The organism is Bacillus sp. Marseille-Q1617 (assembly GCF_903645295.1).
Classification (GTDB): domain Bacteria; phylum Bacillota; class Bacilli; order Bacillales; family Bacillaceae_B; genus Rossellomorea.
Map to the genome: position 1 here is coordinate 1 of NZ_CAHJXM010000002.1, position 15956 is coordinate 15956.

Annotated in this window: 10 protein-coding genes, 9 tRNA genes and 3 rRNA genes; all 22 read right to left on the bottom strand. The window is 47.8% G+C overall.

The window, feature by feature from the left end; all coding sequences use genetic code 11:
- Positions 1 to 258 precede the first annotated feature (258 nt).
- The 22 genes from HWX64_RS11510 to HWX64_RS11615 all read right to left on the bottom strand — a co-directional run bounded on the left by HWX64_RS11510 (position 259) and on the right by HWX64_RS11615 (position 15935).
- Positions 259 to 334, bottom strand: a tRNA-Ala gene (locus HWX64_RS11510).
- Positions 335 to 342: 8 nt separating this feature from the next.
- Positions 343 to 419, bottom strand: a tRNA-Pro gene (locus HWX64_RS11515).
- Positions 420 to 426: 7 nt separating this feature from the next.
- Positions 427 to 503, bottom strand: a tRNA-Arg gene (locus HWX64_RS11520).
- Between the two features lie 67 nt (positions 504 to 570).
- Positions 571 to 659, bottom strand: a tRNA-Leu gene (locus HWX64_RS11525).
- Positions 660 to 668: 9 nt separating this feature from the next.
- Positions 669 to 743: transfer RNA gene (locus HWX64_RS11530), tRNA-Gly, on the bottom strand.
- Between the two features lie 5 nt (positions 744 to 748).
- A tRNA-Leu gene (locus tag HWX64_RS11535) sits at positions 749 to 833 on the bottom strand.
- Positions 834 to 868: 35 nt separating this feature from the next.
- A tRNA-Lys gene (locus HWX64_RS11540) sits at positions 869 to 944 on the bottom strand.
- Positions 945 to 1129: 185 nt separating this feature from the next.
- Positions 1130 to 1205: transfer RNA gene (locus HWX64_RS11545), tRNA-Thr, on the bottom strand.
- Positions 1206 to 1310: 105 nt separating this feature from the next.
- A tRNA-Val gene (locus HWX64_RS11550) sits at positions 1311 to 1386 on the bottom strand.
- A gap of 12 nt (positions 1387 to 1398) precedes the next feature.
- Positions 1399 to 1515: ribosomal RNA gene (rrf, locus tag HWX64_RS11555) — 5S ribosomal RNA — on the bottom strand.
- 100 nt (positions 1516 to 1615) lie between these two features.
- Positions 1616 to 4551, bottom strand: a 23S ribosomal RNA gene (locus HWX64_RS11560).
- Between the two features lie 312 nt (positions 4552 to 4863).
- Positions 4864 to 6415 (bottom strand): 16S ribosomal RNA (locus HWX64_RS11565).
- Together the 16S, 23S and 5S rRNA genes with 9 tRNA genes alongside form the textbook arrangement of a ribosomal RNA operon.
- A 418-nt stretch (positions 6416 to 6833) precedes the next feature.
- Positions 6834 to 8321, bottom strand: a complete 1488-nt coding sequence (lysS, locus tag HWX64_RS11570; RefSeq protein WP_175989745.1) for a lysine--tRNA ligase — start codon at positions 8319 to 8321, stop codon at positions 6834 to 6836.
- Between the two features lie 263 nt (positions 8322 to 8584).
- Complete coding sequence (locus tag HWX64_RS11575) at positions 8585 to 8809, bottom strand: helix-turn-helix domain-containing protein (RefSeq protein ID WP_175989746.1); 225 nt, start codon at positions 8807 to 8809, stop codon at positions 8585 to 8587.
- Complete coding sequence (gene folK, locus HWX64_RS11580; RefSeq protein ID WP_175989747.1) at positions 8761 to 9288, bottom strand: 2-amino-4-hydroxy-6-hydroxymethyldihydropteridine diphosphokinase; 528 nt, start codon at positions 9286 to 9288, stop codon at positions 8761 to 8763. The genes HWX64_RS11575 and folK overlap by 49 nt, the downstream gene beginning before the upstream one ends.
- A 1-nt stretch (position 9289) precedes the next feature.
- The gene (gene folB / locus HWX64_RS11585; RefSeq protein ID WP_175989748.1) at positions 9290 to 9649 is read right to left on the bottom strand and encodes a dihydroneopterin aldolase; all 360 of its coding nucleotides are present in this window, start codon (positions 9647 to 9649) and stop codon (positions 9290 to 9292) included.
- Positions 9642 to 10475, bottom strand: coding sequence for a dihydropteroate synthase (folP, locus tag HWX64_RS11590; protein ID WP_175989749.1), 834 nt, complete (start codon positions 10473 to 10475; stop codon positions 9642 to 9644). Before folP ends, folB begins: the two co-directional genes overlap by 8 nt.
- The gene (gene pabC, locus HWX64_RS11595) at positions 10459 to 11346 is read right to left on the bottom strand and encodes an aminodeoxychorismate lyase (protein WP_175989750.1); all 888 of its coding nucleotides are present in this window, start codon (positions 11344 to 11346) and stop codon (positions 10459 to 10461) included. Before pabC ends, folP begins: the two co-directional genes overlap by 17 nt.
- Positions 11331 to 11933 carry an aminodeoxychorismate/anthranilate synthase component II gene (gene pabA, locus HWX64_RS11600; RefSeq protein WP_175989751.1) on the bottom strand — a complete coding sequence of 201 codons (603 nt, stop codon included), beginning with the start codon at positions 11931 to 11933 and terminating at the stop codon, positions 11331 to 11333. The genes pabC and pabA overlap by 16 nt, the downstream gene beginning before the upstream one ends.
- Positions 11930 to 13348 (bottom strand): aminodeoxychorismate synthase, component I, encoded by a 1419-nt coding sequence (gene pabB, locus HWX64_RS11605; RefSeq protein WP_175989752.1) that lies wholly within the window; start codon positions 13346 to 13348, stop codon positions 11930 to 11932. The genes pabA and pabB overlap by 4 nt, the downstream gene beginning before the upstream one ends.
- 140 nt (positions 13349 to 13488) lie before the next feature.
- Positions 13489 to 14418 (bottom strand): cysteine synthase A, encoded by a 930-nt coding sequence (gene cysK / locus HWX64_RS11610; protein ID WP_175989753.1) that lies wholly within the window; start codon positions 14416 to 14418, stop codon positions 13489 to 13491.
- Between the two features lie 614 nt (positions 14419 to 15032).
- Entirely contained in the window at positions 15033 to 15935 is a 903-nt protein-coding gene (locus tag HWX64_RS11615; protein ID WP_175989754.1) for a peptidyl-prolyl cis-trans isomerase, read from the bottom strand.
- Between the last annotated feature and the right edge of the window lie 21 nt (positions 15936 to 15956).

The following is a 15956-nucleotide window of genomic DNA, read 5'->3' on the forward strand; positions in this document are numbered from 1 at the left end:
CGTCCTGAGCCAGGATCAAACTCTCCGATAAAAGTTTGAATAGCTCTTGTTGCAACGATTCAATCGTTGCGGTAAATCTAGAATTAACGTTGACGTATTGTCTTGTTTTGTTCAGTTTTCAAGGTTCAATTTGTTAAGTGCCTCGTTTGAAGCGACTTTACAAGTATATCATCGACACAAGATAGTGTCAACAACTTTTTTTAAGTTATTCACCGAAGTGAATTATCAAGGTAAGATTTTTGTTGAAGCAAAAATCTTTGGTGGAGCCTAGCGGGATCGAACCGCTGACCTCCTGCGTGCAAAGCAGGCGCTCTCCCAGCTGAGCTAAGGCCCCATCTAAAGTGGTCGGGAAGACAGGATTCGAACCTGCGACCCCTTGGTCCCAAACCAAGTGCTCTACCAAGCTGAGCTACTTCCCGAAATAGATGGCGCGCCCGAGAGGAGTCGAACCCCTAACCTTTTGATCCGTAGTCAAACGCTCTATCCAATTGAGCTACGGGCGCAAATATAATTAAGAATGTTTTTACTTTCGCAAATAAACGAAAGATCTTTTACCAGCGCAAAAATCTCTGGTGCCGAGGACCGGAATCGAACCGGTACGGTAGTCACCTACCGCAGGATTTTAAGTCCTGTGCGTCTGCCAGTTCCGCCACCCCGGCAAAAACCTTTGGAGCGGAAGACGGGATTCGAACCCGCGACCCCCACCTTGGCAAGGTGGTGTTCTACCACTGAACTACTTCCGCAAATATGGTGCGGGTGAAGGGACTTGAACCCCCACGCCTTGCGGCGCCAGATCCTAAGTCTGGTGCGTCTGCCAATTCCGCCACACCCGCATGTAATGAGACATTTGCCTTTTGCAAACATCAAATGGTGAGCCATGAAGGACTCGAACCTTCGACCCTCTGATTAAAAGTCAGATGCTCTACCAACTGAGCTAATGGCTCGTACTAGTTATGATTGATAATTATTATCCCACTTTTATCTTTGTGCATCTACGACGTCCAGCTCTCAGGGAGCTTAACAAGATGCTGCTCGAGCTGTACGCTAGAAGATAAATCGATGAGGTTATTTCTTTCGTGCTCTACCAACTGAGCTAATGGCTCATAAAAGTTATGAGGTAAAACCAAAATGGTGCCGGCAAGAGGACTTGAACCCCCAACCTACTGATTACAAGTCAGTTGCTCTACCAGTTGAGCTACACCGGCGTGTTAAATTGTTTGTCTGCTTGTCCTGTTTAAGGACGTTTTTTCCTTCTCTCTTAGTAAAGGAAGGAAAGATCTTTTGCTCCGCTGTCGCTTCGCAAAAATCTATGGTGGAGGATGACGGGATCGAACCGCCGACCCTCTGCTTGTAAGGCAGATGCTCTCCCAGCTGAGCTAATCCTCCGAAATATAAATCGCCTGGCGACGTCCTACTCTCACAGGGGGAGAGCCCCCAACTACCATCGGCGCTGAAGAGCTTAACTTCCGTGTTCGGCATGGGAACGGGTGTGACCTCTTCGCCATAATCACCAGACGAATATTCAATTGAAGGGTTGTTCCTTCAAAACTAGATAAAGGATTGATGTCAAGAAAGCCGAATATCGACCAATGTGTTCATTTAAAAATGACTCTTTGTGGTTAAGTCCTCGATCGATTAGTATCAGTCAGCTCCACATGTCACCATGCTTCCACCTCTGACCTATCTACCTGGTCATCTTCCAGGGATCTTACTCACATAAAGTGATGGGAAATCTCATCTCGAGGGGGGCTTCATGCTTAGATGCTTTCAGCACTTATCCCTTCCGCACATAGCTACCCAGCGATGCCTTTGGCAAGACAACTGGTACACCAGCGGTGCGTCCATCCCGGTCCTCTCGTACTAAGGACAGCTCCTCTCAAATTTCCTGCGCCCACGACGGATAGGGAACGAACTGTCTCACGACGTTCTGAACCCAGCTCGCGTACCGCTTTAATGGGCGAACAGCCCAACCCTTGGGACCGACTACAGCCCCAGGATGCGATGAGCCGACATCGAGGTGCCAAACCTCCCCGTCGATGTGGACTCTTGGGGGAGATAAGCCTGTTATCCCCGGGGTAGCTTTTATCCGTTGAGCGATGGCCCTTCCATGCGGAACCACCGGATCACTAAGCCCGACTTTCGTCCCTGCTCGACTTGTAGGTCTCGCAGTCAAGCTCCCTTGTGCCTTTACACTCTGCGAATGATTTCCAACCATTCTGAGGGAACCTTTGGGCGCCTCCGTTACTCTTTAGGAGGCGACCGCCCCAGTCAAACTGCCCACCTGACACTGTCTCCCACCCCGATAAGGGGCGCGGGTTAGAATTTCAATACAGCCAGGGTAGTATCCCACCAACGCCTCCACCGAAGCTGGCGCTCCGGCTTCCAAGGCTCCTACCTATCCTGTACAAGCTGTACCAAAATTCAATATCAGGCTACAGTAAAGCTCCACGGGGTCTTTCCGTCCTGTCGCGGGTAACCTGCATCTTCACAGGTACTATAATTTCACCGAGTCTCTCGTTGAGACAGTGCCCAGATCGTTACGCCTTTCGTGCGGGTCGGAACTTACCCGACAAGGAATTTCGCTACCTTAGGACCGTTATAGTTACGGCCGCCGTTTACTGGGGCTTCGATTCGCACCTTCGCTTGCGCTAAGCACTCCTCTTAACCTTCCAGCACCGGGCAGGCGTCAGCCCCTATACTTCGCCTTACGGCTTCGCAGAGACCTGTGTTTTTGCTAAACAGTCGCCTGGGCCTATTCACTGCGGCTCTTCGAGGCTATGCACCTCAAAGAGCACCCCTTCTCCCGAAGTTACGGGGTCATTTTGCCGAGTTCCTTAACGAGAGTTCTCTCGCTCACCTTAGGATTCTCTCCTCGCCTACCTGTGTCGGTTTGCGGTACGGGCACCTTTTTCCTCGCTAGAGGCTTTTCTTGGCAGTGTGGAATCAGGAACTTCGCTACTATAATTCGCTCGCTGTCACAGCTCAGCCTTCACGATGATGGGATTTGCCTCATCATCAGCCTAACTGCTTAGACGCACATATCCAGCAGTGCGCTTACCCTATCCTCCTGCGTCCCCCCATTGCTCAAACGGAAAAGAGGTGGTACAGGAATATCAACCTGTTGTCCATCGTCTACGCCTATCGGCCTCGACTTAGGTCCCGACTAACCCTGAGCGGACGAGCCTTCCTCAGGAAACCTTAGGCATTCGGTGGATGGGATTCTCACCCATCTTTCGCTACTCATACCGGCATTCTCACTTCTAAGCACTCCACCAGTCCTTACGGTCTGACTTCACTGTCCTTAGAACGCTCTCCTACCACTGACACCTAGAGGTGTCAATCCACAGCTTCGGTGATACGTTTAGCCCCGGTACATTTTCGGCGCAGAGTCACTCGACCAGTGAGCTATTACGCACTCTTTAAATGGTGGCTGCTTCTAAGCCAACATCCTGGTTGTCTAAGCAACTCCACATCCTTTTCCACTTAACGTATACTTTGGGACCTTAGCTGGTGGTCTGGGCTGTTTCCCTTTCGACTACGGATCTTATCACTCGCAGTCTGACTCCCATGGATAAGTCTTTGGCATTCGGAGTTTGTCTGAATTCGGTAACCCGATGAGGGCCCCTAGTCCAAACAGTGCTCTACCTCCAAGACTCTTACACATGAGGCTAGCCCTAAAGCTATTTCGGAGAGAACCAGCTATCTCCAAGTTCGATTGGAATTTCTCCGCTACCCACACCTCATCCCCGCACTTTTCAACGTGCGTGGGTTCGGACCTCCATCCAGTGTTACCTGGACTTCATCCTGGACATGGGTAGATCACCTGGTTTCGGGTCTACGACCACATACTCATTCGCCCTGTTCAGACTCGCTTTCGCTGCGGCTCCGTCTCATCGACTTAACCTTGCATGGGATCGTAACTCGCCGGTTCATTCTACAAAAGGCACGCCATCACCCGTTAACGGGCTCTGACTACTTGTAGGCACACGGTTTCAGGTTCTCTTTCACTCCCCTTCCGGGGTGCTTTTCACCTTTCCCTCACGGTACTGGTTCACTATCGGTCACTAGGGAGTATTTAGCCTTGGGAGATGGTCCTCCCAGCTTCCGACGGGATTTCACGTGTCCCGCCGTACTCAGGATCCACTCAAGAGGGAACGAAGTTTCAACTACAGGGTTGTTACCTTCTTTGACGAGCCTTTCCAGACTTCTTCGTCTACTCCGTTCCTTTGTAACTCCGTATAGAGTGTCCTACAACCCCAAGAGGCAAGCCTCTTGGTTTGGGCTACATCCCGTTTCGCTCGCCGCTACTCAGGGAATCGCATTTGCTTTCTCTTCCTCCAGGTACTTAGATGTTTCAGTTCCCTGGGTCTGCCTTCCATACTCTATGTATTCAAATATGGATATTGTTCCATTACGAACAATGGGTTCCCCCATTCGGAAATCTCCGGATCAAAGCTCACTTACAGCTCCCCGAAGCATATCGGTGTTAGTCCCGTCCTTCGTCGGCTCCTAGTGCCAAGGCATCCACCGTGCGCCCTTCATAACTTAACCGAATTGGTTGTTACATAAGGTTTAAAACCTAAAATGGCGATACTCGGTAATTTCTTGACTATCAATTTATCTTTATCTAGTTTTCAAAGAACAAGGCTACTGATTTGCTTCACATCGTGAATCGCATCAGTGAGTTCTCTTCGTGCTGCCTTGCGCTGAGGTGAAGACAACATCTTCGAATCAGCTTTGCCGCAAGCGCAAAGAAAATAAGAATTACTTGTTGTAAAACAAGTAATATCATTTTGATGGAAATCAAACCATCAAAACTGAACAAAACTTCGACTGTCAAACGTTTCATAAAATATTCCTTAGAAAGGAGGTGATCCAGCCGCACCTTCCGATACGGCTACCTTGTTACGACTTCACCCCAATCATCTGTCCCACCTTAGGCGGCTGGCTCCAAAAGGTTACCTCACCGACTTCGGGTGTTACAAACTCTCGTGGTGTGACGGGCGGTGTGTACAAGGCCCGGGAACGTATTCACCGCGGCATGCTGATCCGCGATTACTAGCGATTCCAGCTTCATGCAGGCGAGTTGCAGCCTGCAATCCGAACTGAGAACGGTTTTATGGGATTGGCTAAACCTCGCGGTCTCGCTGCCCTTTGTACCGTCCATTGTAGCACGTGTGTAGCCCAGGTCATAAGGGGCATGATGATTTGACGTCATCCCCACCTTCCTCCGGTTTGTCACCGGCAGTCATCTTAGAGTGCCCAACTGAATGCTGGCAACTAAGATCAAGGGTTGCGCTCGTTGCGGGACTTAACCCAACATCTCACGACACGAGCTGACGACAACCATGCACCACCTGTCACTCTGTCCCCCGAAGGGGAAAGCCCTATCTCTAGGGTTGTCAGAGGATGTCAAGACCTGGTAAGGTTCTTCGCGTTGCTTCGAATTAAACCACATGCTCCACCGCTTGTGCGGGCCCCCGTCAATTCCTTTGAGTTTCAGTCTTGCGACCGTACTCCCCAGGCGGAGTGCTTAATGCGTTAGCTGCAGCACTAAAGGGCGGAAACCCTCTAACACTTAGCACTCATCGTTTACGGCGTGGACTACCAGGGTATCTAATCCTGTTTGCTCCCCACGCTTTCGCGCCTCAGTGTCAGTTACAGACCAGAAAGTCGCCTTCGCCACTGGTGTTCCTCCAAATATCTACGCATTTCACCGCTACACTTGGAATTCCACTTTCCTCTTCTGCACTCAAGTTCCCCAGTTTCCAATGACCCTCCACGGTTGAGCCGTGGGCTTTCACATCAGACTTAAGAAACCACCTGCGCGCGCTTTACGCCCAATAATTCCGGACAACGCTTGCCACCTACGTATTACCGCGGCTGCTGGCACGTAGTTAGCCGTGGCTTTCTGGTTAGGTACCGTCAAGGCGCCGCCCTATTCGAACGGCACTTGTTCTTCCCTAACAACAGAGTTTTACGATCCGAAAACCTTCTTCACTCACGCGGCGTTGCTCCGTCAGACTTTCGTCCATTGCGGAAGATTCCCTACTGCTGCCTCCCGTAGGAGTCTGGGCCGTGTCTCAGTCCCAGTGTGGCCGATCACCCTCTCAGGTCGGCTACGCATCGTCGCCTTGGTGAGCCGTTACCTCACCAACTAGCTAATGCGCCGCGGGTCCATCTGTAAGTGGTAGCGAAAAGCCACCTTTCAACAGTTCCTCATGCGAGGAACTGAGTTATCCGGTATTAGCCCCGGTTTCCCGGAGTTATCCCAGTCTTACAGGCAGGTTACCCACGTGTTACTCACCCGTCCGCCGCTGATCTCAGGGAGCAAGCTCCCTTTGATCCGCTCGACTTGCATGTATTAGGCACGCCGCCAGCGTTCGTCCTGAGCCAGGATCAAACTCTCCGATAAAAGTTTGAATAGCTCTTTTTTGTAACGATAATCGTTACGGTAAATCTAGAATTAACGTTGACGTATTGTCTTGTTTTGTTCAGTTTTCAAGGTTCAATTTGTTGCTTGCTTCGTTTGAAGCGACCCTTTAAATATTACAGCATCAACACCGAAGTGTCAATAACTTTTTTTAAAAAGTTTTTTGTGTGTTAGCCGTGTTTTGCGGCAACAGATAATAATATACCACCATATAAACAATGGCGCAAGAGGTTTTTTCATCTTTTTTATACTTTTTAAATCTTAAGGGGGATTAGCATTTTCAATATGTTATTCCCACTCTTAAATAGACTAAACGGATTCATATGAATTTGTAAGATTAATACAGATCTAATGAAGAAAGCAGCGGCTATTAAGCCGCTGCTTTCTACAATAAACGATATTAGTCACGATGACGCATCAATGGGAACAGTAATACATCACGAATGGACGGAGAGTTCGTCAACAGCATAACGAGCCTGTCGATTCCGATTCCAAGACCGCCTGTTGGAGGCATACCGTATTCCAATGCTTCAATGAAGTCATCATCCATCATGTGTGCTTCATCGTTACCTTCTTCTCTTTCTTTCAGCTGAGCTTCAAAGCGTTCTCTTTGATCGATTGGATCGTTAAGCTCTGTAAACGCGTTTGCGTGCTCACGGCCCACGATGAACAACTCGAAACGATCTGTGAATCGAGGATCCTCATCGTTTTTCTTCGCAAGCGGAGAGATCTCCACCGGGTGTCCATAGATGAATGTAGGCTGAATAAGCTTGTCTTCTACTTTTTGCTCGAAGAATTCATTTACGACATGACCGTATTGCATATTGTCCTTGATTTCAATGCCATGCTCTTTAGCCAGTGCACGCGCTTCTTCAGCGGACATTTCTTTCCAGAAGTCTACTCCTGTATGTTCTTTAACGGCGTCTACCATATGAAGACGGGTCCACTCAGGCTCAAGGTTCACTTCATATTCCCCGTATTGAACAGTAGTAGAACCGAATACCTCTTTTGCAATATGGGCAACAAGGTTTTCAGTCAGTGCCATGATGTCGCGGTAATCTGCATATGCTTCATAAAGCTCGATCATTGTGAATTCAGGGTTGTGTCGCGTAGATACTCCTTCATTACGGAATACACGGCCAATTTCGTATACTTTTTCAAGACCGCCGACGATCAGGCGCTTCAAGTGAAGCTCGATTGCGATACGCATATACAGCGGCATATCAAGAGCATTGTGGTGCGTCGTGAACGGACGAGCAGATGCTCCTCCCGCTATAGAATGCATCATTGGTGTTTCCACTTCAAGGTAGCCGTTGTTATCTAAATATCTTCTCATCGATTGGATGATGCGGCTGCGGGCGATGAATGTCTCTTTGCTTTCCTGGCTTGTGATCAGGTCTAGGTAGCGCTGACGGTAGCGTTGCTCTACGTCTTTCAGCCCGTGGAACTTCTCAGGAAGAGGACGCAGCGCTTTTGTCAGCAGGGTGAACTCTTTTGCTTTAACTGAAAGCTCTCCAACCTTCGTTTTGAAAACAGTTCCTGTAATACCGACGATATCTCCAAGGTCTGCTGTGTTGAAGTACTCATACGCTTCTTCACCCACTGCATCTTTACGCACATAGATTTGGACTTGTCCTTCTAAATCTTGAAGATGGGCAAATCCGGCTTTTCCTTTTCCGCGCTTCGTCATGATCCGGCCGGCGATCGTTACGGTAATCTCTTTTTCTTCTAACTCTTCTTTTGAAAACTCATCATATTGAGCTTTGATCTCTGATGAGCTGTGTGTGCGATCAAAACGTTTACCGAACGGATCCATTCCTTTTTCACGGATGGACTCCATTTTTTCACGTCTTACGCGAAACTGGTCATTTATTTCTTCGTGACTCATGTAATTTCACTCCTATTCTATCTGCTTTCCTGCTTTACTAGACTGATACGAATATATACCATACTATTTTACACAATATCCGTGTTTGTAACACCCCTAAAGTTCCAGTTCTTTGAGAAAACTGTCCCGCGTGTGCCAATGGAGGCTCACGGATATCGTAATAAAGTTCATCTAAAAAAGGCCGCTCCGTTCATGATGGGTTTCATGAATGGAATCCAGCCTTTTTCAGAATAACAGATTTCGATCTATTTATCACCTGGCTATTATTCACTATGTTCCAGCTCCCCCTGAGGATCAAGGTCCTCAAGAGAAATATCGAGCACTTCTGCCACCTTCACCAAGAAGTCTTCCTTCGGGATACGGCTCCCTCTTTCCACTTCCCCGAGCACGGAGACGGAGATTCCCAGTTCCTTAGCCAGTCCCTCCTGGGTGAAACTTTTCAGCTTTCTGAATGCACGTACGCGTCTTCCCCATTTATCTGTTTCCATAACCGAACTCCTTCTTTGTCAGGTATTTCGTCCAGAAAGCGAGCGAACGGGGTCCCGAGAGCAGGATGCACGATAGACGGTTCAAGCTCTAAAAGCGGTATCAGCACAAATGCTCTCTCTTGCATCCTTGGGTGAGGAACGAGAAGATTATCCGATTTAATATCTTCGTAATTATAGAGTAAGATGTCAATGTCTATTATTCTTGGTCCCCACTTGAACTCCCTTTTTCTCCCAAGGTCATACTCCACCTGCAAGCACTGCTGCAACAGCACTCCCGGACTTAAATCCGTACGAACTTCAATCACCATATTCAAAAATTCACCTTGTTCAGTAAAACCTACTGGATCCGTTTCATAAATGGACGATTTCCTTAATACCTCTATTTTACCATGACTATGGAGGATATTAATGGCTTTTTCCAAATAAGCTTCCCGTTCCCCCATATTCGACCCTAGAGAAAGGTATGCGATGTTTTTCATGTTATCGACTCCTCGTGATTTCCACCGCCACCGACCGGTAATGACCGGGAATGGGTGGATCAGGCTTGATCAGTGTGATTTTGCAGCTTTCAACGACAGAAAAGGTACGAAGTATTTCAGAGGAGATCCTTTCAGCTACCGCTTCCACCAGATTAAAGGGTTCTCCTTCGACAACTGACTTTGAAATAGAATATACATCCGCATAGTTTACGGAATCCTCAAGATCATCACTTTGTCCCGATTTTCTTAAGTCGAGATGCAGCTCCACGCTGACACGGAATCGCTGACCCAGCTTATTCTCCTCTGGGAACACCCCGTGATATCCGTAAAACTCCATTTCATTCAATTTGATTTTATCCATCGTGCCGCTCCTTTCCCATTAACGCATCCATCATCTTCGCCATCCGCGCCATTTCTTTTACATCATGGACACGTAGGAGCTGGCACCCTTTCTGAATGCCCCAGCATACAGTAGCACCTGTCCCTTCCACACGCTCCTCGACCGGCAGATCCAGGACGTGACCGATCACCCTTTTACGCGATGTGGCATAAAGGACCGGATATCCGAGTGATACAAGGACGTCCACGTGCCTCATCATTTCAATGTTCTGCTCGAATGTTTTAGCAAAACCAATCCCGGGGTCCAGGATGATCTGGTCATCCTTCACTCCGGCTTTTTTCACCAGTGCGATGCTTTCCTGCAAATCTTGAACAGCATCCCTCATGAACACCCCATATTCTTTTTTCTCCCGGTTGTGCATCAGGATGATCGGCACTCGCTTTTCAGCTGCCACTTTTCCCATAAGCGGGTCTTTCTTCGCTCCCCATACATCGTTAATGATATGGGCGCCTGCTTCTATCGCAGCTCTGGCAGTCTCTGCTTTATACGTATCAATCGAGATCGGCACATCCACTTCTTTGACAAGAGCTTCGATGATCGGGACCACCCTCTCAATTTCTTCCTCGGCAGAAACGGGGACATGGCCCGGACGAGTCGATTCGCCACCGACATCTATAATGTCCGCTCCTTCTTCCACCATTTCCTTGGCACGGGCGACCGCCTTCTGGACAGAGTCATATGAACCTCCGTCAGAAAAAGAATCCGGTGTCACATTGAGGATCCCCATAATGAGGGTTTTGCTGGAGTAATCCAATTCATATTTTCCGCATTTAATCGTTTGTGGCATGAGCGTTCCCTTCTTTCATCTCTTCAATTGAATCTAAATAGGTCACATACTTCTGGTAATGTTCATGCAGCAATCTGACAAATCGGCCTTCTCGGCCCTCAAACGTTCGGTTCCCGATCCTGTTTACCGGGACCACCTCTTGAACGGAATTCGTAAAGAATACTTCGCTTGCCGATTCAAGATCACTTTCACGATACAGCCCTTCATGGACAGGCATCTGCAGGCTTTTTGCCATGGCCAGAATGAACTGTCTTGTAATCCCGTTCAATAACCCCGTTTCAATTGAAGGGGTATAGATTGCCCCTTCTTTTATCCAGAAGATATTCGAGGTGATGCCTTCACATATATGACCGCCGCCTGTCAGGAATATCCCCTCCCTGTCATGGGAAGGGCCGATTTCTCTTTTGGCAGCGAGGTTATTGAGGTAATGATGGGACTTCAACCTCTCGTCTATTTCAGGTGTGCTCCGCCTTAACCGGAGGAAGACACCTTCTTTTTCTCGAAGCGGCCTTGAAGGCGGTAATTCTTTTTGAAAGAGAATGGTGGTGGCGTCTTCGTAAGGGGCAGTCTGCAATCCTATTTCACCCGGCCCCCCGGAAACATTCAAGCGGCAGTATGCATCTTCCCATCCATTGTTTCTTAAAAGTGTACTGACGATCTTCTTTATTTCAGCTTCCTTTATATCCCATTCAATGTTCAGGGCTTTGAGCCCCTTTTTCAATCTGGATAAATGATCTTTTAATAAAAACGGGTGGCCGCCATATGTTCTGAATGTTTCAAAGACACCCAGCCCGTACAAATAACCATGATCAAAAGGGGATATGGACGCTTCTGATTGATGAACGATGACCCCATTCAAATAGATATACATGATGCAGGCAGCTCGGCTTTCTTATATGTTTCGAGGAAGTTCTTCAATAACTTCTTGCCCTGTTGTGTCATGATCGACTCGGGATGGAACTGTACACCTTCAATTGCGAGTTCTCTATGACGGATGGCCATGATTTCGCCTTTGGAGGTTTCCGCTGTGATCTCTAAACAATCGGGAAGGGTTTCCCGCTTTACAATCAGCGAATGATATCTTGTCGCTTCAAAAGGGTTCTGAATTCCATGGAAGATGGTTTTTCCGTCATGATGCATGTCCGACACCTTCCCGTGCATCAACCGCTCGGCACGGATGACGTCGCCTCCGAATACCTGGGCTATCGACTGGTGCCCAAGGCATACGCCGAAAATCGGAATCTTCCCGGCAAAATGTGAAATGGCCTCAAGGCTGATCCCTGCTTCATTCGGGCTGCAGGGCCCCGGGGAAATCATCAGATAATCGGGAGACATCATTTCTATTTCATTTATCGTAATGTCGTCATTCCTTCTGACGACCAGCTCTTCGCCCAGCTCTCCTAAAAACTGAACGAGATTATACGTGAATGAGTCATAGTTATCGATCATGAGTATCATAGTTGTGCCCCTTTTCCTTCCGCCAAGGCTTTTGCGACCCAAAGAGCTTTGGCTTTCTTCAGCGATTCTTTATATTCATATTTCGGATTTGAGTCGATGACAACACCCGCACCTGCTTGGATGTATGCTTCATTACCCTTCACAAGCATCGTCCGGATGACGATATTCAATTCCATATCCCCGTTCACACCAATCCAGCCAATCGAACCTGTGTAAATGCCTCTCCTCACCGGTTCAAGCTCTTCAATGATCTCCATCGTCCTTACTTTCGGGGCACCGGTAATCGTGCCGCCCGGGAAAACAGAACGGATCACATCTGCACCGGTTTTTTGTTCATCCAGTGTTCCTCTAACATTCGAAACGATGTGCATGACGTGCGAATACTTTTCAATCACCATGAACTCATTGACTTCAACCGTTCCGTATTTGCACACTCTTCCCAAATCATTCCGTTCAAGATCGACAAGCATGACATGCTCGGCACGTTCTTTTTCATTGTCGATCAGTTCACGCGCCAGCGCTTCATCTTCCGCGGCGTCCTTTCCACGGGAACGCGTACCTGCAATCGGCCTTGTACTCACTTCCGTCCCTTTTTTCTTCACAAGGAGTTCAGGCGAGCCTGAAACAATCTGGAATTCAGGCGTCTGGATGTAGCTCATATAAGGAGAGGGATTCAGTTCACGAAGTTTTTTATAAACCGTGTACGGCTCTGTCCCCAGCTCCTGGGATTGTCTGACTGACAAATTGACTTGAAAGACATCACCCTGAGAAATATAATCCTGGATTCTCTTTACGGCATTTGAAAATTGCCCTTCGTTCATAGAGACGGTGATGGCAGGGACAATCTTATCAGCAGCTCCAGCTTCTTCCGTTTGCCTCTGTACAAGGTGCTCTTGCCACAAGTTCGTCCACTTTGTCAGCTGTACTTCTGCCTCGGTCTTGTCATCAGGAGTAAGAATCATCGTCCACAGCAATTCTTCTTCATGGTCGAACACCACCCATTGATCTAAATAAAAGAAATACACCTCCGGAATTTCAAGGTCATCTTTGCTTAGGGAAGGCAGTTTCTCGATTCTTCTTGCATAGTCATAGCTCAGAAGCCCGATGACCCCGCCCTGAAAGTCAGGAAGATCCGGCTGTCTCTCCGCTTTCAATGGCTGAAGCCAATTTTCCATTTCGATCAACGGGTCCCCTGGTCTGACTTCCATGTTATGGTCAGCCTGAATCGTAAGTCCTTCCGCTGTGCTTTCCAATACCGCCTTGGGTTGAAGTCCGGCAACACTATATCGTCCACCGCGGCCGCTTTCCAGCAAAACATGGTGTGTTTGATCTTGACTTAGTTGTTCATATGCTGAGAAAAACTGTTCTTTCGTTGTACGGTTTTTATGAAAATATAGGTGCTGCACTTCCTTCACACTCCTACTGTTTTATCTTCTTTCATGATACATGAAGTTTGGGAAGGTTTCACTGTTGAAAGTTTGGAAGTAGGCAACAATATCGACGAAATAAAAAGCGGACCCCGAAGCAAATGCTGCTTCAGGGTCCGTTCGTTTTATTATTCATCATCAAATTGATAAAGAGGGGTGCTTAGGTAGCGTTCGCCGTTGCTTGGGATGACGGCGAGGACTTTCTTTCCTTTGCCTAGTTCTTTCGCCACTTGGAGTGCTGCATAGATGGCTGCCCCTGAAGAGATCCCTCCAAGGATTCCCTCTTCCTTGGCTGCTTTTCTGGCATAATCAAAGGCTTCTTCGTTTCGAACTTGTATTACTTCGTCGTAGACGGAGGTGTTAAGGATATCAGGTACAAATCCCGCTCCGATTCCTTGTATTTTATGGGGTCCCGGCTTTCCGCCCGACAGGATTGGTGAATCCGTAGGTTCAACTGCGTATAACTTGATGGACGGATAATGCTCCTTCAATACCTCTCCTGCCCCGGTGATGGTTCCGCCTGTACCGATTCCGGCAACAAACCCATCAAGCTGGCCGCCCATTTGCTCGACGATTTCTTTCCCTGTCGTTTCTCTGTGAACTTTTGGGTTTGCTTCATTTTTAAATTGCTGCGGCATGAAGTATCCTTTTTCATTGGCCAGTTCTTCCGCTTTACGGATAGCCCCGCCCATTCCTTCAGATCCAGGAGTCAGTACAAGCTCAGCCCCGTATGCACGCAAGAGGTTGCGTCTTTCCATACTCATTGTATCTGGCATGACCAATACCGCCTTATATCCTTTTGCTGCAGCAACCATTGCAAGTCCGATTCCGGTATTACCGCTGGTCGGTTCTACAATGGAATCGCCGGGCTGGATCTTTCCGGCCTTTTCGGCTTCCTCGATCATCGCTAACGCTATTCTGTCTTTCACGCTGCTTCCGGGATTCATATATTCCAATTTTAAATACACATCTGCACTATTTTCATCGACCAGGCGATTAAGTTTCACTATCGGAGTTTGCCCTATTAATTCTGAAATTGAATTAGCGACTCTAACCATTCATTCTTCACTCCTAATCCCAAGTAATTTTGTTGGATTTATTATCTAAAATGTACCAATATTCAATCATTTTGTCAACAGAAAAGGCTTTGTCCAGAGGCGGGTGGTCTAAGATGAATCAAGCGTAAAGGCTCATTTCTCTTTTCCTACTCTATTCACTTTTTATCCCTACTATGATTAGTTAAACCTCATATGTTTATGTACATGGAAAAAGACTGGCGGGTAAGCCAGTCTTCCTGAATTTGTCCAGCTGCGGCGGCTAGACGCTCGAGACATAAGCCGTGCCATCCAGAAAGGCAAAGAACGCCTTTATGGCTGCCCCGTCTTATGCTTGTCGCCTCTGGGCAAGCCGCCTCCGCTTTTCTTATTGTCCAGCTGCGGCGGCTAGACGCTCGAGACATAAGCCATGCCATCCAGAAAGGCAAAAAACGCCTTTATGGCTGCCCCGTCTTATGCTTGTCGCCTCTGGGCAAGCCGCCTCCGCTTTTCTTATTGTCCAGCTGCGGCGGCTAGACGCTCGAGACATAAGCCATGCCATCCAGAAAGGCAAAAAACGCCTTTATGGCTGCCCCGTCTTATGCTTGTCGCCTCTGGGCAAGCCGCCTCCGCTTTTCTTATTGTTCCGTACCGTAGAACCATTCCACTTCGGCTTCTTCCCAGAAAGCTTCTGGAAGCAGTGGTGTTTCCACTTGTTCTATTGCAAGCTGACGCCGGATTTGAGATTTTACATCATCATAGCTGTAGTGTCTTTCTTTCATGACGTCTTCCAAAAGGTATACTACATAGTCAGGTCCCGATTTCACGGGCTGACTCCATTCGCCTTCGCTTATAGAATCAAGTTCCTTCACCGCTTCCTGTGATAACAGCTCTCCGTCTGCAGGGATATATCCGATTTCTCCCCCCAAATGAGCACTTTGAGCATCGGTGGAGCGTTCCATTGCCAGCACATCAAAGCTAGATCCATTTTCAAGTTCTTTGATGACCTGGCCGACTTCGGATTGATCCCCTACCTTAATTTGCTTCAGATTGTACATTTTAGGGATCGAATACATTTCTTCATTCTGTTCGTAGAAGCTTTTCATTTCTTGTTCTGTCACTTCCACATCTTTCGTCAAAAGCTCTTCCAGTAATAAATCCGTTTTGATTTGCGTTTTGACTGTTTCTTCATCTTCTGTATACTCTTCATCGAATGAATTGTATACAGAACGGATTAAATCATACTCTTGGTTGACCTCTTTATCAGAAACGGAAATGTCGTACTTCTTTGCGACTTTTTCAATCACCTTTTGATTGATCAATTGCTTAAGCTCTTGTTCGCCGTACTTTTGTTCAAGGGCATATAGCCAGTCTTCTCTGGTGACAGAATCACCGCCGACTGTGGCAACGACTTCGTTTCCGGCCTTCATCCCTCCCACACTGGAGGCGGCATCCGGCTTTAACCAAAGGAATAACGTGACAATGTTAGTGACAAGCAGTAAAGCTGCTGCAATCAGTAGAGCTTGTGGTTTAAGTTTCATTGATTGAGTTTCTCCCTAACG

Excerpts from the sequence above, each read along its gene's own strand:
- pabC (WP_175989750.1), bottom strand. The coding sequence starts at position 11,346 with ATGTATATCTATTTGAATGGGGTCATCGTTCATCAATCAGAAGCGTCC.
- lysS (WP_175989745.1), bottom strand. The coding sequence starts at position 8,321 with ATGAGTCACGAAGAAATAAATGACCAGTTTCGCGTAAGACGTGAAAAA.
- pabA (WP_175989751.1), bottom strand. The coding sequence starts at position 11,933 with ATGATACTCATGATCGATAACTATGACTCATTCACGTATAATCTCGTT.
- folP (WP_175989749.1), bottom strand. The coding sequence starts at position 10,475 with ATGCCACAAACGATTAAATGCGGAAAATATGAATTGGATTACTCCAGC.
- folK (WP_175989747.1), bottom strand. The coding sequence starts at position 9,288 with ATGAAAAACATCGCATACCTTTCTCTAGGGTCGAATATGGGGGAACGG.
- cysK (WP_175989753.1), bottom strand. The coding sequence starts at position 14,418 with ATGGTTAGAGTCGCTAATTCAATTTCAGAATTAATAGGGCAAACTCCG.
- HWX64_RS11575 (WP_175989746.1), bottom strand. The coding sequence starts at position 8,809 with ATGGAAACAGATAAATGGGGAAGACGCGTACGTGCATTCAGAAAGCTG.
- HWX64_RS11615 (WP_175989754.1), bottom strand. The coding sequence starts at position 15,935 with ATGAAACTTAAACCACAAGCTCTACTGATTGCAGCAGCTTTACTGCTT.
- folB (WP_175989748.1), bottom strand. The coding sequence starts at position 9,649 with ATGGATAAAATCAAATTGAATGAAATGGAGTTTTACGGATATCACGGG.